At 38.6% G+C, this 24682-nt stretch carries 23 protein-coding genes, 1 tRNA gene, 3 pseudogenes and 1 riboswitch; of the genes and pseudogenes, 6 read left to right on the top strand and 21 right to left on the bottom strand.

All coding sequences use genetic code 11. The features are described from left to right. Nucleotides 1-9: 9 nt before the first annotated feature. The 10 genes from hag (C6Y06_RS06925) to C6Y06_RS06875 form a co-directional block, all read right to left on the bottom strand. Nucleotides 10-831 (bottom strand): flagellin Hag, encoded by an 822-nt coding sequence (gene hag / locus C6Y06_RS06925; protein WP_044141245.1) that lies wholly within the window; start codon nucleotides 829-831, stop codon nucleotides 10-12. 290 nt (nucleotides 832-1121) lie between these two features. After that, a complete protein-coding gene (gene hag / locus C6Y06_RS06920) occupies nucleotides 1122-1988 on the bottom strand; it encodes a flagellin Hag (RefSeq protein WP_060596061.1) in 867 nt (288 codons plus the stop codon). Between the two features lie 232 nt (nucleotides 1989-2220). Then, entirely contained in the window at nucleotides 2221-3798 is a 1578-nt protein-coding gene (locus C6Y06_RS06915; RefSeq protein WP_106036715.1) for a Kelch repeat-containing protein, read from the bottom strand. 118 nt (nucleotides 3799-3916) lie between these two features. Beyond that, nucleotides 3917-5098, bottom strand: a complete 1182-nt coding sequence (alr, locus tag C6Y06_RS06910; protein ID WP_106036714.1) for an alanine racemase — start codon at nucleotides 5096-5098, stop codon at nucleotides 3917-3919. A gap of 165 nt (nucleotides 5099-5263) precedes the next feature. Beyond that, complete coding sequence (locus C6Y06_RS06905; protein WP_106036713.1) at nucleotides 5264-5905, bottom strand: hypothetical protein; 642 nt, start codon at nucleotides 5903-5905, stop codon at nucleotides 5264-5266. Between the two features lie 143 nt (nucleotides 5906-6048). After that, nucleotides 6049-6507: an AraC family transcriptional regulator gene (locus tag C6Y06_RS06900; RefSeq protein ID WP_060596057.1), complete on the bottom strand. Its 459-nt coding sequence runs from the start codon at nucleotides 6505-6507 to the stop codon at nucleotides 6049-6051. Nucleotides 6508-6735: 228 nt separating this feature from the next. Continuing rightward, nucleotides 6736-6969, bottom strand: coding sequence for a hypothetical protein (locus tag C6Y06_RS06895; RefSeq protein WP_034663128.1), 234 nt, complete (start codon nucleotides 6967-6969; stop codon nucleotides 6736-6738). A 224-nt stretch (nucleotides 6970-7193) separates the two neighbouring features. Beyond that, nucleotides 7194-8327 carry a Rap family tetratricopeptide repeat protein gene (locus C6Y06_RS06885; RefSeq protein WP_106036712.1) on the bottom strand — a complete coding sequence of 378 codons (1134 nt, stop codon included), beginning with the start codon at nucleotides 8325-8327 and terminating at the stop codon, nucleotides 7194-7196. Between the two features lie 244 nt (nucleotides 8328-8571). Continuing rightward, nucleotides 8572-9093, bottom strand: coding sequence for a ClbS/DfsB family four-helix bundle protein (locus C6Y06_RS06880; RefSeq protein ID WP_060596056.1), 522 nt, complete (start codon nucleotides 9091-9093; stop codon nucleotides 8572-8574). Nucleotides 9094-9508: 415 nt separating this feature from the next. After that, entirely contained in the window at nucleotides 9509-10666 is a 1158-nt protein-coding gene (locus C6Y06_RS06875; RefSeq protein WP_106036711.1) for an MFS transporter, read from the bottom strand. 127 nt (nucleotides 10667-10793) lie between these two features. On the opposite strand from C6Y06_RS06875, the gene C6Y06_RS06870 reads away from it, so the two are divergent. The 3 genes and pseudogenes from C6Y06_RS06870 (at nucleotide 10794) to C6Y06_RS06860 (ending at nucleotide 13483) form a co-directional block, all read left to right on the top strand. After that, complete coding sequence (locus tag C6Y06_RS06870; RefSeq protein WP_106036710.1) at nucleotides 10794-11684, top strand: LysR family transcriptional regulator; 891 nt, start codon at nucleotides 10794-10796, stop codon at nucleotides 11682-11684. Nucleotides 11685-11886: 202 nt separating this feature from the next. Next, nucleotides 11887-12584: pseudogene (gene cuyB / locus C6Y06_RS06865) on the top strand (cysteate racemase). A 23-nt stretch (nucleotides 12585-12607) separates the two neighbouring features. Continuing rightward, nucleotides 12608-13483: pseudogene (locus C6Y06_RS06860) on the top strand (LysR family transcriptional regulator). Between the two features lie 45 nt (nucleotides 13484-13528). Here C6Y06_RS06860 and C6Y06_RS06855 read toward each other — a convergent pair. Then, a complete protein-coding gene (locus tag C6Y06_RS06855; RefSeq protein ID WP_060596052.1) occupies nucleotides 13529-14425 on the bottom strand; it encodes a macrolide 2'-phosphotransferase in 897 nt (298 codons plus the stop codon). A gap of 597 nt (nucleotides 14426-15022) precedes the next feature. On the opposite strand from C6Y06_RS06855, the gene C6Y06_RS06850 reads away from it, so the two are divergent. Continuing rightward, entirely contained in the window at nucleotides 15023-15271 is a 249-nt protein-coding gene (locus C6Y06_RS06850) for a DUF2651 family protein (RefSeq protein ID WP_060596051.1), read from the top strand. Between the two features lie 42 nt (nucleotides 15272-15313). Here the strand turns inward: C6Y06_RS06850 and C6Y06_RS06845 are convergent, their stop codons facing one another. Continuing rightward, on the bottom strand, nucleotides 15314-16144 hold the full coding sequence (locus tag C6Y06_RS06845; RefSeq protein WP_106036709.1) for an SMI1/KNR4 family protein: 831 nt from the start codon (nucleotides 16142-16144) through the stop codon (nucleotides 15314-15316). Between the two features lie 106 nt (nucleotides 16145-16250). On the opposite strand from C6Y06_RS06845, the pseudogene C6Y06_RS06840 reads away from it, so the two are divergent. Further along, nucleotides 16251-16364, top strand: a pseudogene (locus tag C6Y06_RS06840) (glutamine amidotransferase); the annotation flags it as partial. A 98-nt stretch (nucleotides 16365-16462) separates the two neighbouring features. On the opposite strand, the gene C6Y06_RS06835 reads toward C6Y06_RS06840, so the two are convergent. The 9 genes from C6Y06_RS06835 to C6Y06_RS06795 all read right to left on the bottom strand — a co-directional run bounded on the left by C6Y06_RS06835 (nucleotide 16463) and on the right by C6Y06_RS06795 (nucleotide 23477). Then, complete coding sequence (locus C6Y06_RS06835) at nucleotides 16463-16639, bottom strand: RapH phosphatase inhibitor (RefSeq protein ID WP_066031018.1); 177 nt, start codon at nucleotides 16637-16639, stop codon at nucleotides 16463-16465. Then, the gene (locus C6Y06_RS06830; RefSeq protein WP_106036708.1) at nucleotides 16629-17747 is read right to left on the bottom strand and encodes a Rap family tetratricopeptide repeat protein; all 1119 of its coding nucleotides are present in this window, start codon (nucleotides 17745-17747) and stop codon (nucleotides 16629-16631) included. Before C6Y06_RS06830 ends, C6Y06_RS06835 begins: the two co-directional genes overlap by 11 nt. A 204-nt stretch (nucleotides 17748-17951) precedes the next feature. Next, nucleotides 17952-18614 carry a type A chloramphenicol O-acetyltransferase gene (catA, locus tag C6Y06_RS06825; RefSeq protein ID WP_066031020.1) on the bottom strand — a complete coding sequence of 221 codons (663 nt, stop codon included), beginning with the start codon at nucleotides 18612-18614 and terminating at the stop codon, nucleotides 17952-17954. A gap of 154 nt (nucleotides 18615-18768) precedes the next feature. Next, complete coding sequence (locus tag C6Y06_RS06820) at nucleotides 18769-19599, bottom strand: sialate O-acetylesterase (RefSeq protein ID WP_106031522.1); 831 nt, start codon at nucleotides 19597-19599, stop codon at nucleotides 18769-18771. A 709-nt stretch (nucleotides 19600-20308) separates the two neighbouring features. Then, nucleotides 20309-20509, bottom strand: a complete 201-nt coding sequence (locus tag C6Y06_RS06815; protein ID WP_106036707.1) for a hypothetical protein — start codon at nucleotides 20507-20509, stop codon at nucleotides 20309-20311. 84 nt (nucleotides 20510-20593) lie between these two features. Beyond that, nucleotides 20594-20839 (bottom strand): peptidoglycan-binding domain-containing protein, encoded by a 246-nt coding sequence (locus tag C6Y06_RS06810; RefSeq protein WP_317615039.1) that lies wholly within the window; start codon nucleotides 20837-20839, stop codon nucleotides 20594-20596. A gap of 142 nt (nucleotides 20840-20981) precedes the next feature. Next, nucleotides 20982-21054, bottom strand: a tRNA-Val gene (locus tag C6Y06_RS06805). Between the two features lie 129 nt (nucleotides 21055-21183). Then, on the bottom strand, nucleotides 21184-22362 hold the full coding sequence (gene metC / locus C6Y06_RS06800) for a cystathionine beta-lyase (RefSeq protein ID WP_106036705.1): 1179 nt from the start codon (nucleotides 22360-22362) through the stop codon (nucleotides 21184-21186). Next, entirely contained in the window at nucleotides 22359-23477 is a 1119-nt protein-coding gene (locus C6Y06_RS06795; RefSeq protein WP_106036704.1) for a methionine biosynthesis PLP-dependent protein, read from the bottom strand. The genes metC and C6Y06_RS06795 overlap by 4 nt, the downstream gene beginning before the upstream one ends. 79 nt (nucleotides 23478-23556) lie before the next feature. Beyond that, nucleotides 23557-23678: riboswitch (SAM riboswitch) on the bottom strand. Nucleotides 23679-23899: 221 nt separating this feature from the next. Here C6Y06_RS06795 and C6Y06_RS06790 point away from each other — a divergent pair. Continuing rightward, a complete protein-coding gene (locus C6Y06_RS06790) occupies nucleotides 23900-24640 on the top strand; it encodes an alpha/beta hydrolase (protein WP_106036703.1) in 741 nt (246 codons plus the stop codon). Nucleotides 24641-24682 lie beyond the last annotated feature (42 nt).

Genomic DNA, 24682 nt, shown 5'->3' with positions numbered 1-24682 from the left:
GCTTTTTCATTAACGTAATAATTGAAGTACGTTTTGCGGCTGTTGGTTTGCTTGAGCTAGCATCGCTTGAGACGCTTGAGAAAGAATGTTGTTCTTTGTGAACTCACTCATTTCTTTCGCCATGTCCACGTCACGAATACGAGACTCAGCAGCTGTTAAGTTTTCAGCAGAAGCACCAAGGTTGTTGATTGTATGCTCTAGACGGTTTTGTACTGCACCAAGTGCTGAACGTTGTTTAGATACTGCGCCGATTGCTTCATCAATTTTTGCTACTTCGACGTCAAAGTCAAAACCATCTTCATTCACTTTAATATCTTTGACAGTCAAGGTTTCAGCGTCCATTTTGCCGATCTGTACGTTGATATTTTGCTCAATGTTTGCGCCAATTTGAAATTGGAATCCATCTTCTACGCTACCATCCAACAGATTCTTTCCGTTAAATGCTGTACGCTGTGAAATCCCATCAATTTCATCCACCAAAGCAGTGAGTTCTTCTTGAATCGCTGTTAAATCTTCTGTTTGTTGAGTACCAACGTTACCCGCTTGAACAGTTAGTTCACGCATACGTTGAAGAATCGCATGTGTTTCTGTTAATGCACCTTCAGCTGTTTGAATAAGAGAGATACCATCTTGTGCGTTTTTAGATGCCATTTCTAATCCGCGGATTTGTCCACGCATTTTTTCAGAGATTGCTAGACCTGCTGCGTCATCTCCTGCACGGTTGATGCGAAGACCAGAAGACAGCTTCTCCATGTTCTTTTGCCCTGCTCCATTGTTTGCAGACAAACGATTCAATGTGTTAAGTGCTGCGATATTGTGGTTAATTCTCATTTCCTATTACCTCCATGTGTTTGAACCAATTGAACATCCTTGTCCAAAAGTTCTAAATTAGAATTTTTTTGTAAGCCTTACAATCCATTTATCGAACACTGATGGAATTTGTTTAACAAAAAAGGGATAAATAAGGAATAAGTCTCATTCATTATGATCGTTTCGCTAGAGTATGCCAAATTTAAAGGTCATTTTTCATGATTTATCAGAGGGATTTAAGAATCATAAGACTGGAGAAAATGAGAAGAAAAAAACAGCATAAAAAAAAGCCCCATAAAAGGGGCTCTTCATTAACGTAGTAATTGAAGTACGTTTTGTGGCTGTTGGTTCGCTTGTGCAAGCATTGCTTGTGAAGCTTGAGAAAGAATGTTGTTCTTTGTGAACTCACTCATTTCTTTCGCCATATCAACGTCACGGATACGAGACTCAGCAGCTGTTAAGTTTTCACCAGAAGCACCCAGGTTGTTGATTGTGTGCTCTAGACGGTTTTGTACTGCACCAAGTTTAGAACGTTGAGCTGATACTTGGTTGATAGCTTCATCAATTCCAGCAAGTTGGTCATCAAAAGATGTAGTTGCAAAATTAGTTACATCAATATTACTAATTTTAACTGTCGCACTTCCTAAATCAGCTGCTTTCATGCTGTCAATGTTTACAGTCAGTTGTTGGCCACCGTTAGCTCCAATTTGGAATACTAAATCAGCTGTACCACTAGCAAAAGAACCATCTAAAAGGTCTTTACCGTTGAATTGAGTACGATCAGCAATACCTTTACTTCCAGTTTCGCCACCGACTTCTTCAACTAAAGCTTTGATTTCTTCTTGAATTGCACCAAGGTCTGTATCATCTTGTGTACCAGTGTTACCTGCTTGAACAGTTAATTCACGCACACGTTGAAGGATTGCATGTGTTTCAGTTAATGCACCTTCAGCTGTTTGGATAAGAGAGATACCGTCTTGTGCGTTTTTAGAAGCCATTTCTAATCCGCGGATTTGTCCACGCATTTTTTCAGAGATTGCAAGACCTGCTGCGTCATCTCCTGCACGGTTGATTTTAAGACCAGAAGAAAGTTTCTCCATGTTCTTTTGGCTCGCACCGTTGTTTGCAGACAAACGGTTCAATGTGTTAAGTGCTGCGATATTGTGGTTAATTCTCATTTCCTATTACCTCCATGTATGTGGGACCTGACAGACGTCCTTGTCTGAAAAAAGTCCTTTATTCTAGGGCTTATCAACCCTGACAATTCTATTATCGGATGTTGTTATAGGATGTTTAGCAGTTTTTTAAAAAAATATCGCATTTTTCTCATGACGTTAATCCTAATTTTAACAATCCTATAAAAACAAAAGCTGCTGATCTATCATCAGCAGCTTTACAATTTTATGAATATCAGTATTGCTTGATATCAAACATTAAGATATTTTGGTACACCACGTAATCTTTCTTACTAGTGAATGGTCCTTTATTATGTTCATCATTGATTTCATAGAAGTTCATACCAATTCCAAAGCTTCTCTCTTTATACCAGTTTAGAAAATCGTTGATTTCTTTCATTGAAAGCAAATAATCCTTTTGCAGCCCGTTTATCATGGTAATTGAAAGTATACCTTTTGTTGCTTCTTCACCAGGTTTTGTTCCATCCTGATCTTTTGGTTCTTCGGTTGACCCATCACCAGGCTTCGTTCCATCCTGATCTTTCGGTTCTTCGGTTGACCCATCACCAGGCTTTGTTCCATCCTGATCTTTTGGTTCTTCGGTTGACCCATCACCAGGCTTTGTTCCATCCTGATCTTTTGGTTCTTCGGTTGACCCATCACCAGGCTTCGTTCCATCCTGATCTTTCGGTTCTTCTGTTGACCCATCACCAGGCTTTGTTCCATCCTGATCTTTTGGTTCTTCTGCTGAACCATCATCTGGTTTTGTTTCATCCTGATCCTTAGTGACTTTTTGCAGATCTTTTAATGGAATTGAGATAACAGATTTAAAAGTGTTTTTGACAGAATGACTACCAATTGACTCAGCATAATCTCTTCCACCAATGACATATAATTGATCATCAGTAATAACTGCTACAGATCCAACTCTACCTTCAGGAATTTCATATAAAGAATCTTGGACTTGTCTAGTTTGTGGATCAAATATCTGAACTTGTTTTAATAACTTACTTGATCTATCTCCAATTTGCTGACCGCCAATCAAAAATAATTTATGATTGTATGTCGCATAAGCAGCTTCATATGCAAAAGAATTTAACTGAACATCCTTTAACCGTTGCCACTTCCCTAGCGTCATATCATATTCTAATATATCTTTATCATTCGCTCGGCTAACGTTAGCCTCACCACCAGCAATATATAACTTTCCATTTATCTCTGAAATACTTCTACCCTGACGAGAAGCTAATTGAGAATTATCTAAACTTTCCCACTCTCCACTTACCGTATCATAGGAATAAAAATTTACTTGAGAGCTTGATAAAGATGCTACTATATAAATTTTTTCTCCAACTGTAACTGCTCTTAAGGAACCCGTTATATATGATGTATATATAAATTTCTCAGGCATCTTAATTGGTTCTTCTGTCCATTGATCTAGTTCTGTATCATAAACATCGATGGTTTTGTGAACTGTTTTAGTTGTATCAGTAAGGCCGCCAATGACATAGATTTTTTTACCTACTGTTGCGTAGGTAGCTCCTGTTCTTAATCTAGGCATACTTGTTTTTTCTGACCACAAATCAATTTTAGGATCATACATATATGTTGAATTGTTGAATTTAGACTGTTGACTTGCTCCACCGAATACATATATTTTCCCGTCAACTACTCCTACACTTGCTCCGATTCGCTCTTCCGGTAAGTCTGCTCGCTTCGTCCACCCATTTGTCTCAGCTGCATGAGCTTTTAACGGATGAATTGTGACCATCATAAAAATAGTCAAAAGCACTAAAAATAAACCTTTTTTCATCGTTTCTTTCCTCCATATCTTAAATATCCCTCCTTTTATCGACATATTTGTAATAAAATTTAATTTTTATCATTGTACACCAGAACAAATATCCTCAAATTGCACCTGTTATTTACTCTCACACATACATCACCGGTGTCGATATTTTAATAATCTTCCCTCCTCGACGATAAAACCTTGGGACGCGGCGGCTTAAGGTGGCGATGACTTCGTAGTTGATCGTATTGAGCATTTCGGCGATTTCGTCGACAGAAATTTCTCCGCCTTTTTGACGGCCGTAAATGACAACTTCCTCTCCTTGCTTTGCTTTCATTTCTCCTAAACTGATCATCGTCATATCCATTGTGACTCGGCCAGCAATCGGCATTCGTTTTCCGCGGAAAAGCATAAATCCTCTATTGGATAAAGCACGTGAGTACCCATCTGCATAACCGATTGGTATGGTTGCTATAACTTCATCAGGTTTTGCTACATAGGTTGCACCATAGCTGACGGTCCTTGGCTTTGTCACCATTTCTTTCACGAACGCAATCCTTGCTTTTAAACTGAGAGCGGGCTCTAGCTTAACAGCGTCTAAACTCTCAATGTATTGCGAGGGGTACAGTCCATATAGCCCGATGCCGAGCCGAATCATATCTGCACTAAATTCAGGAAACGCGATGGCAGCTGCTGTATTGTTCATATGTACCGTAGGCAATGTAATGCCTTGTTTTTTTAAGAAACGAAGAAAATCAATAAAAATGCTGTGCTGAAGCAGTGTGAAATCAGGGTCAGGCTCATCCGCAGTGGAGAAATGCGTAAAAATCCCGTCCCATCTAAGGTTTTCACTCTTTTCAAGGGCTTCCACCACTCTTAACAGCTCTTCCTTCGTTCGTACACCTAATCGCCCCATACCTGTGTCGACATTGACATGAATCCCAAGCCGGCGCTGACTTTCTTCTTCCGCTAAGATCTCATTTGCTTGAACAATCCAGTCTTCACGAAGGCCTGAAAGGTCAATTCTCCAGGCTGCAGCCCTTTTCACACAGTCAAGCGGCGTAAATCCAAGGACCAGAATCGGTGCTTCAATTTTTGCTCTCCTCAATACAATGCCTTCTTCCAAGCTAGCAACTGCGAGCTCCGTCGCACCGCTCTCCAGTGCCTGCCGCGCTACCTCCACTGAACCGTGTCCATAAGCATTCGCCTTCACGACAGCCATGATCTTACTTTTCCTCGGAATATGCGCTTGAATGGCCCCGATATTTCTTTTAATCGCGTCAAGGTTGACTTCGATCCAAACTTCCCTACAAAGCTTTTTCATTTATTTTTCCTCCTCATCACATGAGAGTTCTTTCTATCTCCATGTTCGCTTTCGCGTCTAGTCTATCTTTATTCATTTTTGAGAAAAACATTCAACTACAATGACTGGACCTGCTTTGTCTTGTTACACATAAAAAAAGAAACCACATCAACTGTGATTTCTTCTCTATGAGCGATGATATTCAATTTCATCCGCAGATTTCATCATTGCATCAATATCATGATAAATCTCATGCAAATTTTCCCGTTCAGTTAAGTATTGAGCATTGCTCTTACGAACAGGCACATCAAATTGCAGGAAGTTGATTGTAATCGTGGATGATTCTTGGTCATTGTCATTCATTGTTAACCTTAATTCAAGCGTCGAGACCTCTTCTTTATCATCACTCTCAGCTGAATAATCAATAATCGGCACACCATCTTCTAATATCTCAACTTGTTTCAAATCTTTCAAGGAAAGCTCAGTGACTGCAAATCTATATTTTCTAGATGATCCGCCAGGTTGATGTTCAATAAAGCGCATTTTATTTAACTCATCATCAATCGCAAATCCCTTATCAACTTGCTCTGAAAAGATATATGTAGATGCCTGAAATCCATCTTCGTGAAAAAACATCATCATCTTATCTAATAATATGTTGGGATCATTCTGTTCTTTTCGTCTTTGTAATCTACCGGCTATGAATAAAATGACCAGTCCTCCGATGATGCTGAGAGCCGTTCCCAGTCCATTTCCTACTTCTACAAAAACAGTAAAACCTAAAATAGCAATCATAAAAGCAATGACAATGCCTATGATGAATATCACACAATGCTCCTCCTATCATGCCCCTTCATGAATGGTTTAGCCATAGTATAGCATTTGAAGCAAGATGATTTAAGAATGTAAATCTGATATGCAGAAAAACAGACCATAAAGGTCTGCTTTCCCATTGAATTTCGATAAAGTGTCTAAAAGATAGGCAGTAAGAATTCACACACCTTATCTTCGCCTTCCTCTTCTCTATATCGCTCTATAGTAGGTGCCTGACGCATGTTCAATTGATTGTTCTGAATATAGTCAGGTAATTGACTCCAAAACAAATTCACTTTTTCAGTTGTATGCCTCATTGTAAAAACAGCATACTTTCCCCCTTCAAAATGACCAGTCTGAACCATTTGATCATTAGAGAAATCTCTATTTGTCATGATCATGAGGTCATATCTGCATTTTTCAGGTAAAGTCCTTGCAGGATCATCTTGAGGAACCCCGTATATGCCATGTTTCTTTAATTCATCATTTAATTGATGTTTATTGATCCATTTTTTAAAATGCTTCATCATTTCTATATTCATTTTGCTTCCATACGGTCCTATATTCCTCATATACACCATCTTCATATTGCTTAATATTTCAATTTTGCAATTCATGATTTCCCTCCAACTCTTATTGGAAGATTGGCCAATCATTCCTTACATCCAACGGTAACACCCTTTAAAATATAATGCAGTAAGTTATTAAAAATAATTGAATGTATGATGGAAAAACATTTACAGGAATTGCGATTTAGATCATAAATTAAGTCATCTCATTTTCTCTTAAAATAGCATGTCCAATTTTTAAAAATAAAAAAGAACGGTCTTTAGCCGCTCACTTGTTTATTGATTTTCCTTTGAAGATTTAGCAAAGAGAAGGGTGACAATCAAATAGATAATTGTTCCGAAAAATAGACCATTTAACAAACTGATAAACAACATCTTACAAATCAGGCCAACATAATAAGACGCTGGCGTCCCTGGAAACACAGCCATATTGAACAGACTAATCATAAAGGTTAAAGCAAAAAATATAATGAAAATCCTTCGAAATAATGTTGATTTTAACATTGTCATTTTACTTCCTCCTCAGTATGTTTTCTATGGAAAAAATATTCTTTATTCATAGCATATATTCCGTTTTATAGTAAAAAGCCCTTAAAGGGCTTTTTACTTAAGCAGTATAACCAATACTTGCAGTATGACCTCTCCTAGCTTCATCATGACTTGCTGTCACTTCTGACGTAAAATAACTAACAACACTTATGACACTAATCATCACGAATACTACTGATAACGTTTTAAATTTCATACTGACAGTCCCCCCGCTTCACTTGAGTTTGGAAATAAAGAATCTTTTCATAGAAATGCATCGCATTGTCTTTATCTCCCATCTCATTATAATATTTTGCAGCATCTTTTGCTAAATCTTCTAGGTCAGGATACATTGACTTTATTTCTAACAATTCCATTATTTTTTCCAACTGCTCAAAATTGTTGTCAATGTATAGGGATCTTAAAAACTTGAATATCAATAATAGAACATGATCTTTCAGCTTTTCAGATAGTTCTATTCCGTTATTTAAAGCGTATGTACCTAAATCCTGTTCTTTCATTTTGAAGTAGGCTTTTGACAACATAATGAGCGGATCTAAGATTCTATTTAAATGCTCGTATCCCTGCTCTCTAAATGCTCTAATCGAGTCATTAAAGTGAATAATCGCTTGTGCTAATTCTTTGTTATGAAAATAACTCAACCCTAAATTATACAGTGCTGATCCTTTTAATCGTTTTGTTGAGTTGTCGGCGGCTTTTTCTAGTGCGTGTTGAAAATGGGGTATTGCTTTTTCGGGGCAGCCCATATCTATATAGTTTAATCCAATGACAAAAGAACATTGGATTTCTCTTACTGTGTATGTATCTTTTTCTCGATAACATTCTATTGCCTGTGCGATATGGTGCATCGACATATGGGTTTGTTTCATGTGGTAATAGATTTCTGCCATCTTGTAATTGAACTCGGCACGTTCAATATCGTCGCTGACAAGAGACAGCTTTTTTTCTGCCCGCTTATAGAAGGTAATCGCATTGAGGTATTCGTAGTTTTCAAATTCGTACATGCCGTAGAAAAAATTGAAGTAATACTCGAGCAATCCTGTTAATTTCTCTTGATCCCTTTTGATCTTCATTGCGAGTTCCCTAAAGTTCGCCCGCTCTTTTCCATTTTCTAAAGGATTCAAGTAATCAAGCATTAATTTATGTCTGAACTCCATAAGTGAGAAATACAATAATAAATCCTGATTCTCTTCCATATGATCAAGCATTGATTTGATTTCTTCTTTATATGCGTCGGCGTCCGGTACGTTAAATCTTTGAATATGATAATACCATTCATTGATTTTCAAGCCGACGTGAGAAGAAAGCACTTTCTCCATCCGTCCTTACCCCTCCCTCTATTTTCCCTATAATGACATATATTATCATTTTGTGAATCGTCCGACACCGAAAAGAAACCGCAAAAATAAGAAAAAAAGCTCCTGTAAAGAAGCCATGTGAGTGATCGTAATTTTGATAAGAAGGAATAACTGGGCTCGAATCAGCGCCCCCTGTTCTCTCTAAAATAAGATGATACAATCAAGTTTAGTTCTAACGAAATATGTACATCGTATATCCTTCACGTCATACTTGTTTTAATCGTTTCCATTTACGAATTTGAGTACGGAAATTTTTAAAAGGAGCAACGGTATTCACATGAATAAATTTATAAACTGGCCAAACAGCCTTTGCTGTCGCATCATCCGCCCATTTTCGTTGATGAGGTTCAAACACTTCTTCTTCACTCATACGATCCAACATATCACAAATAGTTAAAACATTCTGTTTGAGCTGAGCTCTTAATGCGACTAGTGATTGGCAGGCATACTTCTCATTAAAAAGAGAATATAATGTGCCAAGCTGATTCCATTTATAACCTTCTGCTGGCGTATGGACAACCTTTCCTTCAGTTTCGTGTTGCTCCCATTGAAGCAGCAGGGTTGTCCAACCAACTTGATAGGCCAAATTTTCTGCAGGAGTTCGGCTTACATCCTCTATTCGATCATCTTTCATTTCTTCTGGAATCATATTGAATTCTTCATCGTATTGATTGTACGTCTTCATGATTGCTTGCTTTAAAATGTCTTTCGACTCATAGCTTGTCATATTATTCACCTCTAGTTCTTTTATGCAAATTTTTCTCGGAACATATCTTGCAAAAATAACTGGAGCTCATGATACTGAATTATTCTATCGCCTTCTGTTTTACAGTCTCTATTATAATCAAACTCTTAATCGAGCAAAAAAGCAATAGCATTTCTGGTTAAATGAAAGTATCACTGGTGTTTACTCCTAAAACAACAAAAGAGAGACAATACTTGCCTCCTTTAGGTGACTCTATTATTTTGTGAAATATTCCATTATTGCGCAAACTCAATAAAGAAAAGCTATAAAAGCGGCTGCGAAAAATGAAGACATTCCTTACGTTCCATCATAAACAAGCACCCAGTATCTCTCCCCAGGCTCCCCTTCTTAAGCAATAAAACCTCCCCGTTTTGATTGAAATGTGAAGCAGCATGATTTAACTCGACACTTCTTCCTCTTTTCTACCTAATTTCATTGATAACTGAACACCAATCATCAATGAGACAATGACGAGCATTGCGACAATGGAAGCTTGAAAATGTCCGCTTAGATCGAAAACCAAGCCAATGAAAAACGGACCAAACCCGCCCATGATGTATCCGCCCATCTGCGACATAGCGGACCATGTACCAGCCTCCTCCGGTGTACGCGTCTCAATAATGGGCAGCATAAGTGCTAAAGGAAATAATCCACCTGCCCCAATCCCTAGAAAAATGACGGCTGGCAAAATAGGCATTGGAAGTAGAAGGAAAATAAGGCCGATCAGCTCTGACACGCTGCATAAAATCAGAAATAATTTCGGTTTTCCTAAGCGAGTGACGACTCCTGGAACGAGTAGTGCCACCGGAATCTGAATCAGTGTAAATATCGTTAGCAGCATGGCGGCATACTGTGGACTATTTCCAAAACTAAGGGCGATGGGTGAAATCCATGCTGTTAACGAATAGAACATACTGGACATAAAGCCAAAGAACAAGGTGAATTGAATGGCTTTTTTGTTTCGCAGCGGTAGCCTTAGCGGTAAAACTGCATGATCAGCCTGTTGTTTTTTCCGAGCCAGCCCTAGCCATAAGATCAATGCGATGATCCCTAAAACCGCCCAGCAAGACAAGGCGAGCGGAAGGTTATGCTCACTGCGAAGATATATCGGAATGGTGAAGCCAGAAGCAAGTGCTGCACCAATCGTCATCGAAATAGAATAGACACTCACAATCCCCGGGTTTTTCGGGAAATACTTTTTGATAAAACTAGACAACAATGGTCCTGCAAAGCTAATTCCAACTCCTCCTGCAAATGCAGTGATGAGAAGGATGGCAACCGTTTGACTCGTCCCACGTAATCCAGTAGCGATCGTGATGAGAAGAATCGAGAAAAAGAGGGTTCTCTCTAAACCAAAACGGCGGCTTAGTTTAGTTGCTACAGGTGCAAAGACCCCCATGCACAAGACCGGTAAAGTAGTTAGAAGACTTGCTGTCAGTGCACTGACAGCAAGGTCTGTTTGGATCATACTCATCATAGAAGCCACGGACGTAATGATTGGGCGCAAGTTTAGTGCAGCTAAAAATAAAGCGGTTAAATAAAATATTTTTTTCATCAATGCTCTTCTTCCTCTCTCATCTTGTTGAAGTTACTTTGAGTATAAATCTGCCGCATTCATTGATCAATACAATAATTCGTATTATGATGATAGTAAAAAACTATTATTTATGAAAGGATGACAAATGGATACTCGTCATATTACATATTTCATGGCTGTATTCGACCATTTACATTTCACAAAAGCTGCTGAGCAATTAGGGATATCACAGCCTACATTAAGCCAACAGATCCGGCTGCTTGAAGCAGAAGTTGGGATGCCGCTCTTTGATCGAATCGGTAAAAAAGTCGTTGCAACTGAAGCGGGTTCTCTGCTTTATCAATATGGTATGAAAATGCTTCAAGCTGAAAGAGATGCAAAAAATGCGATGAAAGAACTGTTATCTGAAAAACGAGGAACCGTACGACTTGCAGTACTCCCCTCCGATCTTGACTTTCAGCTTGTTCCGCTATTTGTAGAATTTAAAACACTTTATCCCGAAACCAATCTGAAAGCATATTCAACGATCTTCGTTCGTGAAGAAGTACTGTCGCATAAAGTGGATCTCGGCATCGGGCTGCGAGGGCCTGCGGATAAGCGTCTCGTTCTAATTCCACTTGGAAGTGAGCCCTACGAATTATTTGTTCATTCAGAAAGTGATCTAGCCCAAAAGAGTGAAGTGACATTGGAAGAGCTGACGCAGCATACTTTGGTCATGTATCCGAAGGGATATCTAGGAAGGGATCTAGTAGATGACGTATGTAAAGAACAAGGTGTTGAATTGGACACTGTCATGGAGGTTGGGTCCGCATCTTCGCTATTGCAGCTGGTTGAAGCTGGGATCGGTGCAACCATTCAGCCGCGAGGGTTGCTGCAATACCATTCGACGTGGCCAAATATTGTTTCGATTCCTATTGCTGAGCCAGCACCTGTTCGTCACTTGGAATTAACTTATTATGCAGATCGATTTGTCAGTAAAGCACAGCAGCAGCTATCTGAATGGCTGATAGACTTTTTCAAATCAAAAACAAACTAAAAAATGAGGGTAAAACATGAGTGCAAACAGCATATTTACAAGGACACACCGGGTTGTTATTCGCCAATTTCAATCAGAGAGGGCCGCTAAGCGCTATTAAAAGACGCTTTTGATAAACCTTCTATATACATATAGAACTTTTCTATAACGCTCACCATGCTTTCTTTTTTTATAATAGAAAAAAAGAAATGTGGTGGCGTATATGTCTACAACGATCGGAATTATGGGCGGGATGAGTCCTTTAGCAACGATTGATCTGATGAAAAAAATCATTTCTCATACACCAGCGATAAAAGATCAGGATCATATCCATGTGATTGCTGATAATTATCCTCAAATCCCTGATAGAACCAATGCCATATTTGGGAAAAGCGAAGATCCTACAGATTATATGATTGCATCAGCTAAGAGATTAGAACGTGCAAGAGCGGACTTTATTCTCATTGCATGCAATACCGCTCACTTCTTTTAGAAAACGTACAACATTCCACCCATATCCCTATTATGAATATGCCATTAGAAACCGCAAATTATCTAAACAAACATCACTATACATCTGTGGGCTTACTATGTACTGATGGAACATTAAAAACCCAGCTCTATCAAAAGGCTTGTGCTCATCACAAGATTGACGTCATGATTCCTAGTGAAAATCTTCAGAAAAACGTGATGAATGGGATATATGCGGTGAAAGCAGGAAAATTAAGTAAAGGCGAAAGTGAATTGGCGTTAGCTGCAGAAATTTTAATCAATCAAGGAGCAGAAGCCATCATTGCCGGCTGTACAGAAATCCCCTTAGTACTAAGGTCAACTAAAGATGTGAAAGTGATTGACCCTACTGTCATTTTGGCGAAAGAAGCTGTAAAATTAGTGTATGAGCTTGAAAAGCTAAACATTTAAAGAACGTAATATAAGGGGATAAAATGAATATTGAGAATATAGAAGTGTTTATTTATGTATGCCAGCTAGGCAGTATCAATAAAGCTGCGGAAGCACTGTATTTAACCCAGCCTTCTGTTTCGGCACGTATTCAATCGTTAGAAAAAGAATTAGACCTGAAATTATTTGATAGACAGAGAAATAAACTATCTCTGACGGAAAAAGGTGAACAGTTTTACCCGCATGCCAAAAAGATCCTCCATTCTTATCAAGAAGCAAAGCATAGTCTCAAACAAACGATGATCCCTTATGAATTGACGATTGGATGCGCATCCTCTATTTCCAATAATCTATTGCCTAACATATTACCCGCACTAAAAGAAAAATACGAAAACCTGAAAGTGAAAATCGTAACAGGACATTCAAAGGATGTTGTCAAAAAAGTGATTAACAACCAAGTAGACTTTGGGATTGTCAGAACTGAAACACATCCTCAAATTGAATCAATCCCTATTTTCAGCGATCCAATCGGGCTGTTCGTCCCAACTCATCACCCGCTCGCCAGCCATGACAACATCAATATGAAAGAACTAGAAGAACAGCCTTTTATTTTCTTTGACTATGGATCATTTGATTGGTTGATGCTCCACCGATTATTTCAAAAAAACAACATCACACCGAACATTTCCATTGAGGTTGATTATATGGAAACCGCAAAAAATTTAGTGCTTTAAGGAATGGGACTATCGTTTCTTCCTCATCATTGTGTTAGAAATGAGGTAGAACAAGGAACATTAAAACAAATTTCAATCGATCCATCCATCAATTTCAATATCAATATCGAGTTCATTTATAAAAAAGGAAAATCAAAATCCGTTTTCATTGATCAACTCAAACAGTTTTTTCATGAATTAGATTAAAAAAAGCCCTTTTTAGGGGCTTTTTTTTGGATTCGTCCTGATTGATTAGCTTTCGTTTGCCAACATGTATGCTGCAGTTTCATGCATATCTTTCAAACCTGATCTCTGTGCGTACTCGGCCACAGTGATCGCACTTGTAGTCAGAAGTTCTATTATATGTTCATCCATTCCTGGCCAAGTTCTCCCGCCTGCTTTTTCATACGCATGGATAAGTTTTGTTAATCCTTCTTTCCCAAAGAGAAGTTGATGCGACAAAAAGTCTGCAGATACATCACCAACCCCCACTTCAGACCAATCAATCACACCCGTAACACATTGATTTTCATCAATCAGAATGTGGCCAGGATGTAAATCTCCATGCTTCACCCCCACGAAAGGCGGCCATAAAGAATCTTTTGCTAGCCATGCTTGCCAGCGCTCCCATAAACCGCTGTTAATGGTGTATTGCGATTTGACACGTTCCATTCGCTGTTTCATTGATTCTCTTAATTCATGAGCACTGAGCATCTCCACACCGAGCGTTTTAAAAGGCTGTTGATCTAAGGAATGTACATTCGCTAAAACTCTTCCTAATGATTCGTAATAGGCTTGCGGTACATTCGTTTGGTCAAAACTCCACACATATGATTGCTTCTCCACATCAATACTTGCCGCCGGTACCCCCTCTAATTGTTTATAAGCAATCAGACTTTCTGTAAAGATAGACCACTGAGGGACCTGAAATTGAACCTGCTTACTAATATGATCTAATGTCTTTTTTTCTTGTAAGGTATGTTTCATTGATTCAGGTCTGCGAGGCACTCTTAATATCCATTGATCACCATGTAAATCTTCGACATGTGCGACACGGAAATCAACACCTGATTCATTTATTTTGATGGTATTCTCTAAAATCTCTAATCCGTGATGATTGGCTAATTGCTTTAAATCTAGCCTATTCATATTCTTTTCCTCCAATTGCTCATTTATTCATGATCAACAGGCGTTAAGAAAATCATCAAAAAAACCACAAATAGGCTGCTATCTGTGGCTAGAGTAAACACGGCTAGACTCATATCTCTCTTTATATCAATAAAAAATTACAAAAAAAGACAGAAACGATATCTGTCTGTCTTCAAGTAAAGTTACATACTTGACCGCTGAAGATGTTTAAAAATGTGCAGACTACCCCGTTTACTCTGTTTGATGAAAACAGAGCCTTTGAACATATGAAATTATTGATTGTTCAAAGTTTGCTGGCGTAATCTTCCTGCATGCATCATCTTTAACCATCCTCCTCTTTGTCATATAAAGTTACTATACTTTATTTAAATATGACTTTCAATAAGATTACAAAAAAAAGGATTTAAAATCATCCGACTTCCCATCAAATTACATATAATGTAATAAATGCATTTACTTATGTTATGATATGGTTATTGATTCTTTTGTCTAATAAATTTATTAAACTCAAAAACCCGATGTACTATGAATTTTGAGTGTATGAGAGGCAATTAGAACAAATCAAATGTAGCTAAGTCATTTAAAGGGAGAATTGGTATGACTCATTTAGAATTCGTATTCGGCTTGCTTCCAGTAAGTACGATCATCGCTTCTTTTATCGTCACATTGTTTGTACAAAAGGTTTATTTCATGCCAGTTGTGAGCTTTATCATTTTGCTCATCCTGACATTTACACTTTTTAATGGCTCTTTCTTAGGGTGGTCAGTTGTTTACACTTTAGGCTCATTCATTGCTTCATATATAGCATTATTCATCATGAAAACTTTAAATAAAAAGAGGTCTTAAACTACATTTTAAAAGCCCTTTTCAGGGGCTTTTATTCTTTCACTATCGTTTTTTCACTGGATGAATGTCTTCTCCCAAAAAAGCGGTATTAGGCTCACCACTATTTTCTAGAAACTCCGCTATTTCTTTCAACTCTTGATTGATACGGTCATTCCTTGGCATATCCGGGTTTAACAGAAGGATGGAGTGAATCGTTGTCGCTGCTTCATACAAAACATGTTGATCTTTTATCTGTTGGATGCATTGTTTCATACGATTGAAAAACCATTCGATCTCTTCTGTTTCTTCCATCGGATAATGTGCCATTTTGAATAGATTCTGCTGACGAAGGTCCTGCCTATCAAATATGTGTTCAAGCTCTTCTTTACTGACATATAAATCCGAAGCTTCCTCCTCAATCTCTACTACTTCGACCATCGCATCTTCAGCTGTATATAACTGCCCAATAAAATCATCGAAAGTATCTGCCAGCTTAAAATCTACTTCCAGCTCTAAATCGAAATAGTGAATAGGAGGATGTTCCTTCGTTTTTCGATAATCCATTGCGATCCATGTATCTTCTTCTCCGCTGATGATCACAAGTCCCTCAGGCAGATCCAATTCATCACTTAACTGGGGACTGTTCATAATTCCAACACCTTTTGCGATTCCTCTTAGATGGTCAAATTGAACATGATCCTCTGCCCAAGAATTTGGCCGTTCGGTTGGAAAAGCATTACGAACTGTAAAACCACCGTTCCAATCTAAAATGAGCTTTTTATATGTATCAGGTAAAGTGACGCCAAGTGTTGCCTCTATTTTACGAATTTGTTCCTCATCTATCTTTTCTAATGTGAAAGGGCTCTCTTCTTCTTTTTCCCAGAATGATTTCAAAGTGGATGCCTCTCCATATCTATTGATCTCAATATAATATTGACCAACTATTCATTCGCTCATTTGATGCGATTGATTTTAAAACGAATTGAAGGAGCTGCAAGTGATGAAAAAAGCGTTTTTTCTTATACTCGACGAGTATGCAGATTGGGAAGGTGCTTATTTAGCATCTTCAATAAATCAAAGGGAAGATTGGTCAGTTCATACTATTTCTTTAGAGCAAATGGAAATCCACATGTTTAATTTAGATAGAAGATATCCGTAAAAGAATTCATTCCCAAAATGAAAACAGACCTCTTAAGGTCTGTTTCATTTCACCTATACGTTTTGCGATTTTGCATTTTGGTCGATCATAATCGTGTTTCGATTTGTTTTTTGTTGTTCTTCCATTGTTGTATTTCGAATCGATTTTGTTTCAATGGTTTTCAAGGTTTCTACAGCTGATACACTCAATAATACAATGCTTAATATGAATAGTACCCTTTTAATAATCATATAGACATTCTCCTTTTTGAATATCATTTTGAGCCTTTAGAGCCTTTCTGTAATATTCGGCAGCTTTTTCAAAGTCCCCTTTTTTTTCATAAAATAACCCGATACTTTGAGCAAATGCTTCCACATAGACATGTAGTTTCTTTTCTTCAAAAATATCCAACACTTCTTTAAACGCTTGTTCATCAGTATCCATATAAATCGCTTTTAATGCTTTAAATAACAACACACTTAGCGAATCATTTACCTTTAAGGAATACATAAGACCATCTTCAACTAGCAGATCTGCTTCATCAGTTTGATTAGACTTGTACAGCGACCAACACAAACTAAATAGAGTGATTGGCTTTATGTCATTTTTTTCTGAGGATATTAAATCTAACACTTCTCTATAATGCTTTATTGCCTCTGTATATTTTGATTGCCTATCATATGTATTACCAATATTTAATAATGTTTTTGCTACTAAACGTTGATCGTTTGCGCCCACAGCAATTGAATAAGCAGTTTTTGAGTGTTGCAACGACTTTTCATATCTTTTGAAATCATCATAATTTCCTGCAATGACAATTAGACTTTGAATTTGGCGAACTTTATACTGCTCATGTTCTTTATAAATATCTAGCGCCTTTATGATGTGATGCATAGAAACATGCGTTTGTTTCATAATATAGTAGGCTTCAGCCACCTTGAAGTGAAACTCCGCTTGCTCAATATCATCTACAACCAGTGCGAGCTGCCTCTCAGCGATCTTGTAATATTGAATGGCCTGTACATATTCTTTTATACTGAACTCATACATGCCATGAAAAAATGCGTTATAATAATGCAACATGCCGGATAATTTATGATTTGAATTTTCAATTTTATCCACTAGGTCTGCAATGGATAAAGACCGTTGCTCTGAAGGTTTGATATAATCAAGCATAAGCTGGTGGCGAAAGCACATCAATTGATAATAAATCAGTAAATCCTGATCCTCTTCCATCCATTCAATTTCTTTTTCTACCTCAGCTTTCAAAATCTCTGCATCAGGTACACTGAATTGCCGAATCATTTTATACCATTCATTTATTTTCACACCTACATGTGAAGAAATAACTTTCTCCATCCCTTATTCCCCTTCCACTAGACTCCCTTATATTACATTTATTATCACATACAATAATTTACAAAGCACCGAAAAGAAACCGCAAAAAGAACAAATGTAGCATCGTAAACCTTTGGCACATTTCATGATCATCACAAAACAAAAAGGCAGACTCATTTCAGTCTGCCTTCATCTTCTAGATTTCCATGGGAGTACCTGTTGTCTTCAGGTAATTTGCATTGTATCATTTAACCACTCGTCACAATGTTCTATAAGCCACCTCAAATATTCCACATATTGACCGACGTGATAGCCATCACAAACAGCATGATGTACTTGAATCGCAACGGGCAAAATGACTTTTCCTTCTTCCACTTTAAATTTGCCTATCGTAAATATTGGCAGTAAATAAGTCTCATTTGTAGATACATTAAGGTTAAAAGAAGTAAAATCAACCCACGGCAGACTTGAAATATTGAACATGTTTTCTGGCATATTAGGTTTCGGAAATAGTTTGCTGCTTTCGCTAAATGTTTCAATGTCCGCTACACAGCTTTTATAAAACTGAGCAAAGTTTTCGTCATAAGGCGTCCAAATACTTGAAAATGTCTTTGTTTCTTTATTTAGAATCGTATAACTAGGATGGAGAAGTTCCCAGTAACCAAGTTCATCGTTCAATTGATCCATTCGAAACTCCGGTATTTTTTGCACAGCTCTTGCTAATAAATAAATTTGCACAGGATATACTTTTAACTTTTTTTCTTTCAATATTGAAAACAATGTCGTGATGTCTAGATCGATCACCAGGCTATATGAGCATCGGGTTAGAGTCATATAATGATGAAAGTGCTCTTTTCGCGGGTAATTTTCGTCTATTTGTTTAAACATTTTTTATCTCCTCCTGAATGTGATTTCATGTATTCAGGAGGAGACTTTATCTGTTTTCACCACCACAATCATCCTTTCAAGAGATATGTTATGTTTCTGTCTATCACAACTATGAGTTATAACGGTTTCATTCAAAGGCTACCATAAGCTTAACCTACGATAAAGCCTCCAGCAACTCTTCGTAAGTAATCTTGCCCAACGTGAACTTTTCTAGTGCTATGTATTTTTTCTCCGCTGAGGTATTCATTCTATTATGACATTCATTGACTAACTCATTTTCATTTGGTAATGGCTCATGTATATGTTCTTTTTTTCGAAATGCTTCATAGTACCTTATACCAAATATTCTCTGGGACATCGCATTGATGTGAATTCCGTCTGGGTTAGATATAAGACCTTTCGCAGTAACATAATAACAATTTTCATTATGATGTGCATATTTTTGTAGTTCCTCATTAATACGTTGATATTCCACACCCCCTGGGCCAAATGCCACCTTTCCCAAGTAATCGCCCAAACCTCCTATTAAAAGCGGAATGTTAGGTACAGATAATTCAGTTCTTAGTTCATGAAATAATCTTAGTATTTTTTCATAGTATTCTTTGTATTTCCCATCTTGGCTGTCACTTTCTCCTTGATGCCATAATATCCCGACCAATTCGCTATTTTCCTTTGCAAATTTAGCTTCATTTATTGCATGACGAAATAATGCTCCGTCTAGCGACCACTCATCAATGGAACTGCCACCTTCGGCACATGGAATAAGACCAATCTTCTCTCCTTCATGATCCTTGCACCAAGCCTCCGCAAAGGAAGCCGCCAGTCCTACGCCAGCTACCGGCCTATCAAAATGAATGGGTTCAGTCATCATTTGCCATCTACCATTTCGCAGCATCATGATTCTTTCATTATAAATCGGAGGCACTTCATGCTTGAAGCCGCGCCCCGCCATATTTGATTGTCCAATTAGTAAAAGTGACTTCATATCTTTCTCTCCTCCACTAAATATTTTATCAAATGTGTATTCTCCTGAACGTTATCAGTTTATCTTTCCTCTGTTATTTCTAGATTAGGGCTTCTTTTAATTTATTCGAAAAGTGCATAAAGCTATTAATCTACAATTTTTAAAACTGAACTTGGAACAACCACCTATACCTCTAACAAAGAGACAGGTAATATTTCTGTTTCTAGTAATTAACTAAAATCTTACGAAATAGCCGCAATTGAAGAACAAGTAAATAAGATTGCAAATAGCATTGTATTAGAAAATCAAATGAATAAAGTTAGTAATTCTCTTGAACAGTTAGCGAATAATAATTTCACAACACAAAAACAAAAGGGGAAATGGGCGTGGTCCAAATATGATCATTACCGTGTTACAGTAGAGGGAAAGGCAGCTGGGAGTAATTGCAGCAGCAATTTCAAACCATATTCCTTATGTTGGCTGGATTGCTGCTGCCGCTGCTCAAGTAATGATCCAATTGAAAATGAAAACAGGTTACTTCTCCGCACGTTGGGGAACACGTGCAGACACTGACATTTGTTACTTATGGAGAAAGAGACATTTAAAAATGTTCTCGGACAGTAAACGTAAAAATAAAAAACTGGACGAAATAAGTTCTCCAGGAAAAATGTATATGTGTGGAACTGGTTGAAAAAAAATAGCCCCATTCTAATGCAGACTAGGGTGTCTTTTATTGCTGTTTTTGTTCTTTTAGTTTTTTGAAAATCACAAATTGATATACTCCAAATAGTACGGTTAGGATGATGATTGCAGTAAATATTTGATCGACTGGAAGCAAGAAATATACGACAATAAAAGATAAAAGCAAAACAAAATAACCTATATTGAACGCTTTTTTAAGTGTCATCATATTACCTCTTTTTACAACCATATCACGTTTCACCTAACCTTATAACCAACTTTTTCCCTATTAAAACACAAAAAATCCCTATCCAATAAAGGACAGTGGATTTACTTATTTCGATGCTTTTTGAAGAGCTGCTTTTGTCTTCGGACCATAGATACCATCAGCGCTAAGCCATGCATGAGCTGGGACCGCATTTTCTGTTTTTGATCCAAAGTAGCCGTCTATCCCATTGTTTTTGGCTTCCTTTTCAGGATAGAAAAATACAGCAGACAGTGCTTCCTGTAGAGCTTTTACTCTAGCACCCCTTGTCAAAGGCTCGGTCACTTTAACGATGCCAGATGGTAAGTCGAACACTTTAGTCGTTTTGATCCTAAAAATACTGAGAAACAATCTGGTGGATAAAGTTCGTCCCCAATTCGTCCCCTCTCAAAAGAAATAAAACAAATATCCGTTGTCAAAATAACAAAAAACCCTTGCTACACAAGGGTTTCAACGATGATTCCGACTGGGCTCGAACCAGCGACCTCTACCCTGTCAAGGTAGCGCTCTCCCAGCTGAGCTACGGAATCGGGTTATGTATCAGTTCTGGGCTTTCTGTTACTGACAGTCTCTATTATATAACCATCATGATCAGTCGTCAATGGTTTTATTCAAAAAAGGTCAAAAAGCCGGCAGCCGGACCGGCTTTTTTCTCTCCTTTATGATTGGTTGACAAGAACAGGCTTTAGTTGGTCTAGTGCTTGTTTGAAGTCGCGTTTGAGGTCTTCTCCGTTTTCGACCCCTACACTTAATCGAAGCAGGCCATCTGTAATCCCTCTTTTTTTTCTTTCTTCTTTTGGCATAGCGGCATGTGACATTTTGGCTGGGTATGACAGAATGGATTCGACGGCGCCAAGGCTGACGGCGAATACAGGTAATGTGACAGCATCCACCAATTCTTTGACAGCTGCTTGGTTTTCTAATTCAAATGAAAGAACAGCTCCTGCTCCGCTTGCCTGCTTTCGCTGAATGTCCGCCCCTGGATGGTCATCTAAGCCTGGATAGTACACTTTTTTCACCGCAGGATGCTCTTTGAGAAATGAGGCCAGTTCGAAGGCCGTTTGGCTTGCTTTTTCTAATCTGACCTGAAGGGTTTTTAACCCTCTTAACACAAGCCAGCAATCCTGCACGCCAAGCACCGCGCCGAAGGAGTTTTGCAGCGAATAGAGTTCTTCTCCCAGCTTCTCGTCTTTCACGACAGCTAAGCCTGACAGTACATCACTGTGACCGCTCAAAAATTTCGTTGCGCTGTGCAGGACTACGTCAACGCCAAGGTCCAGCGGACGCTGAAGAGCAGGTGTTAAAAATGTATTATCTAAGAATGTCAGACAGTCATGTTCTTTGGCAAGCTGGACGACGCTCCCAATATCCGTAATACCTAGAGTCGGGTTTGACGGTGTTTCCATGTAAATGACTTTTGTATTCGATTGAATGCCTCTTTTGACTTCATTCAAATCGGTCATGTCCACAAAGGTATGCTCGATGCCAAATCGCGAAAGAACTTGGGTGATCATTCGAAATGTACCACCGTACACATCTCTTGTGACAAGGACATGATCGCCCTTTGATAATAGAAGAAAAGCAGTTGAGATGGCTGCCATGCCTGATGCAAAAGCAAGCCCTCTTGTTCCTCCTTCTAGCGCCGCAATCGTATCCTCTAATGCTTGACGTGTAGGAGTCCCCGATCTTGAGTAGTCATATTGACCAAATTCATCGAAGCTGCTTTGATGGAATGTGGATGCATGCTGAATTGGCACACTGACTGCACCTGTTGAACGATCTGTTTTAAACGCATTATGAACGAGTTGGGTTTCGAGTGTCCAATCGTGTGTGGTCATTTGGCGTGTACCTCCTCTTTCACTTGTGATAGTGCCTGTTTCAGGTCTGCTTTCAGGTCATCTACGTGCTCAATGCCAACGGAGAAACGGAGCAGTTTGTTACAAACGCCATTTGCAATGCGAATCTCCTCTGGGATATCCATATGCGTTTGCGTTGCAGGATACGTAATAAAGCTTTCGATTCCGCCAAGACTTTCAGCAAAACAGATCGTTTTCAGCTGCTTCAAAAATGGATTGACCCAGTCCTCCTTGGCTACACGGAATGACAGCATTCCTCCCTTGCCTGGGTAAAGGACATCTTGAATTTCTGGCTGTTTCTTTAAAAACTCTGCCAGCTCCTTCGCATTTGCCTCGTGCTGGCGCATTCTAAGAGCCAGTGTTTTCATTCCTCTCATTAAAAGCCATGAGTCAAACGGAGATAAAACGGCTCCAATTGCGTTTTGATGCTGGAACATGTCTTCAGACAGCTGCTCTCCTTTTGTCACCACAAGACCGGCAAGGACGTCATTGTGTCCGCCTAAATATTTGGTTGCGCTATGGATGACAATGTCCGCTCCAAGTGTAATCGGCTTTTGCAAAACGGGTGTGTAAAAGGTGTTATCGACAACGACCAAAGCGCCATATTCTTTTGCAATCTTCGCTATTTTTTGAATATCCGCTTCCTGCATAAGTGGATTTGTCGGCGTTTCAATAAAGACCGCTTTTGTGTTTGGCGTGATTTTAGAACGTAAACAGTCTTCATCTGAAAAATCATCGTAAAGAAAACGTAAGCCGTACTTTTTCCATTCGTTTTCAAACAAACGGTATGTACCGCCATATAGGTCTGATGAGACGATGAGTTCATCTCCGCTTTCAAATAATGCCATGATCGTTTGGATCGCAGCCATTCCCGAACTGAAGGCAAAGCCGGCCGTCCCTTCTTCGAGTGAAGCAATCGCATCCTCTACAAGCTGCCTTGTTGGGTTTTTCGTTCGAATGTAATCAAATCCAGTTGATTCCCCTATGCCTCTATGTCTGTATGCTGTTGAAAGATAAACGGGGGGACTGACCGTGCCAGTCGCCTCTTCGCTGCGGTTTCCAATTTGCGCTAATGTCGTTTCCACATGTTCTGTCATTTGACACCATCCTAAGTAAAAATCTGATTTCAAAACAGAAAACCCCTTCTTCATAAGAAGAAGGGGTTTTAATCGCTTCCTCTTATCTTCCAAGCAAAAAAGCTGCTTGCTGGATTTAGCACCTTGGTACATCACATGAAGTGATGCATACCGGTTGCTGAGGTTTCAAAGGGCCAGTCCCTCCACCTCTCACGATAAGAATGTGTTGTCTGTCTGTTCTAATTCTTAATACTGTAACGCATTAAATCTCATTTTTCAAGAGGAATCGGACCAATTAATTAAAATTTTCTGTATTTTATAACAGATTCGATGTCAACTGAATGGATTGCATGTTAGCATATAGGAACAACGCTGTTTTTCATGTTACAATGAATGGAAACGTTTCACTTTGTGATGAAATTGGTTAGCTGGAGGAATGGATTATGGTGAAGAAAACAGGCATTATTCAAGAAGAAACCTTACATTCAAAAGAACTTGGGGCGGATATGACCCTTTTGATCTATTTGCCAGTCAATTACTCCCCCCTTTATACATATCATGTCATCATTACCCAAGATGGTCATGATTATTTCCGCTTAGGCAAAATAGGCAGACAGGCGGAAGAATTGATGCAAAACAAAGAAATGGAACGCTCGATTATCATTGGTGTCCCTTATGAAAATGTCTCGGAAAGACGGAATACGTATCATCCAGATGGCACAAAGTTTGAAGCGTATAAACGCTTTTTAGCAAATGAACTTGTCCCTTATATTGATACGCACTATCCAACCTATCAAATTGGCTCAGGACGCACGTTTATTGGTGATTCGCTAGGTGCTACGATTTCCCTTATGACAGCGATTGATTATCCTTCTTTATTTGGCGGGCTGATTTTGCAGTCTCCTTACGTTGATGATTCAGTCCTAGAAGCCGTTAAACAGTCGACAGCCCTTTCCCCTTATGCCATTATCCATCAAATTGGGCTGGAAGAAACGGCTGTGAAAACGACAGATGGCCAAGTGCTTGATTTTATTCAGCCGAATGAAGATTTAAAGGCGCTTCTTGAACAGTCAGGTGCGGATTATTTATTTGAGACATTCGAAGGGGATCATAAATGGACGTTTTGGCAGCCACTCATTGCGCCTTCGTTAAAAAAAATGCTCCCATATTCGTTAATCAACTGAATTTTGTTATAATAAACAATAATAAATACTTTCTTATTCAGG

Origin of the sequence: Bacillus sp. MZGC1 (assembly GCF_002998605.1) — a bacterium.
Classification (GTDB): Bacteria; Bacillota; Bacilli; order Bacillales; family Bacillaceae; genus Bacillus.
This window is presented reverse-complemented; position numbering and strand designations above follow the sequence as displayed.

What these genes read in the sequence shown, in the direction of transcription:
- hag (WP_044141245.1), bottom strand. Translation starts at nt 831, where the DNA reads ATGAGAATTAACCACAATATCGCAGCACTTAACACATTGAATCGTTTG.
- hag (WP_060596061.1), bottom strand. Translation starts at nt 1,988, where the DNA reads ATGAGAATTAACCACAATATCGCAGCACTTAACACATTGAACCGTTTG.
- C6Y06_RS06915 (WP_106036715.1), bottom strand. Translation starts at nt 3,798, where the DNA reads ATGAAAAAAGGTTTATTTTTAGTGCTTTTGACTATTTTTATGATGGTC.
- alr (WP_106036714.1), bottom strand. Translation starts at nt 5,098, where the DNA reads ATGAAAAAGCTTTGTAGGGAAGTTTGGATCGAAGTCAACCTTGACGCG.
- C6Y06_RS06900 (WP_060596057.1), bottom strand. Translation starts at nt 6,507, where the DNA reads ATGAATTGCAAAATTGAAATATTAAGCAATATGAAGATGGTGTATATG.
- C6Y06_RS06895 (WP_034663128.1), bottom strand. Translation starts at nt 6,969, where the DNA reads ATGACAATGTTAAAATCAACATTATTTCGAAGGATTTTCATTATATTT.
- C6Y06_RS06885 (WP_106036712.1), bottom strand. Translation starts at nt 8,327, where the DNA reads ATGGAGAAAGTGCTTTCTTCTCACGTCGGCTTGAAAATCAATGAATGG.
- C6Y06_RS06880 (WP_060596056.1), bottom strand. Translation starts at nt 9,093, where the DNA reads ATGACAAGCTATGAGTCGAAAGACATTTTAAAGCAAGCAATCATGAAG.
- C6Y06_RS06875 (WP_106036711.1), bottom strand. Translation starts at nt 10,666, where the DNA reads ATGAAAAAAATATTTTATTTAACCGCTTTATTTTTAGCTGCACTAAAC.
- C6Y06_RS06870 (WP_106036710.1), top strand. Translation starts at nt 10,794, where the DNA reads ATGGATACTCGTCATATTACATATTTCATGGCTGTATTCGACCATTTA.
- C6Y06_RS06855 (WP_060596052.1), bottom strand. Translation starts at nt 14,425, where the DNA reads ATGAATAGGCTAGATTTAAAGCAATTAGCCAATCATCACGGATTAGAG.
- C6Y06_RS06850 (WP_060596051.1), top strand. Translation starts at nt 15,023, where the DNA reads ATGACTCATTTAGAATTCGTATTCGGCTTGCTTCCAGTAAGTACGATC.
- C6Y06_RS06835 (WP_066031018.1), bottom strand. Translation starts at nt 16,639, where the DNA reads ATGATTATTAAAAGGGTACTATTCATATTAAGCATTGTATTATTGAGT.
- C6Y06_RS06830 (WP_106036708.1), bottom strand. Translation starts at nt 17,747, where the DNA reads ATGGAGAAAGTTATTTCTTCACATGTAGGTGTGAAAATAAATGAATGG.
- catA (WP_066031020.1), bottom strand. Translation starts at nt 18,614, where the DNA reads ATGTTTAAACAAATAGACGAAAATTACCCGCGAAAAGAGCACTTTCAT.
- C6Y06_RS06820 (WP_106031522.1), bottom strand. Translation starts at nt 19,599, where the DNA reads ATGAAGTCACTTTTACTAATTGGACAATCAAATATGGCGGGGCGCGGC.
- C6Y06_RS06815 (WP_106036707.1), bottom strand. Translation starts at nt 20,509, where the DNA reads ATGGTTGTAAAAAGAGGTAATATGATGACACTTAAAAAAGCGTTCAAT.
- metC (WP_106036705.1), bottom strand. Translation starts at nt 22,362, where the DNA reads ATGACCACACACGATTGGACACTCGAAACCCAACTCGTTCATAATGCG.
- C6Y06_RS06795 (WP_106036704.1), bottom strand. Translation starts at nt 23,477, where the DNA reads ATGACAGAACATGTGGAAACGACATTAGCGCAAATTGGAAACCGCAGC.
- C6Y06_RS06790 (WP_106036703.1), top strand. Translation starts at nt 23,900, where the DNA reads ATGGTGAAGAAAACAGGCATTATTCAAGAAGAAACCTTACATTCAAAA.